The sequence below is a fragment of the Paenibacillus sp. sgz302191 genome (assembly GCF_057749925.1).
Map to the genome: position 1 here is coordinate 1 of NZ_JBYLHY010000107.1, position 550 is coordinate 550.

Annotated in this window: 1 protein-coding gene; it reads right to left on the minus strand. The window is 64.4% G+C overall.

From position 1 onward, the window contains the following. Nucleotides 1-550, minus strand: a 550-nt coding sequence (locus AC3G2T_RS38815) for an AMP-binding protein (protein WP_488438832.1), incomplete at both ends; no start/stop codon positions are given.

Sequence of the window (550 nt, forward strand, 5' to 3'; positions counted from 1 at the left end):
CTCGCCAGGCGCGAACGGATCCTCCACGAACTTCTCCCGCGTCTCCTCCGGCCGGTTGTTGTAGCCCCGGGCCAGTCCCCGGCCCGCGATGCACAGCTCCCCGGCTACGCCGATCGGCTGCAGCTGCTCCTCCGCGCCCAGGATGTAGATGCGCGTATTCGCGATCGGCCGCCCGATCGTCAAAATCTCCTCCGCGGGACCGTTCACCGTGCTCGTCGCCACTACGGTGCTTTCCGTCGGACCGTAGTTGTTGACCAGCTTGTAGCGGCGCTCCACCGTCCGCTTCAGCTTGTCTCCTCCGGTCAGCAGCACGCGCAGCGAGCGGTTGTCGAGCTCCATGTACTGCTCGCACAGCTGCGTCGGCAGGAACGCGATCGTGATCCCGTGCTGCTCGAAATACGCGTTCAGCCGCACGATGTCCAGCCGGATCGCTTCGTCGATCACATGGATGTTCGCCCCGGCTATCCAGTACGGGAACAGCTCCCACACGGAAGCGTCAAACCCGAACCCGGCGTATTTGGCGCTGCGGTCCTCGGCAGTAACTTCGAAA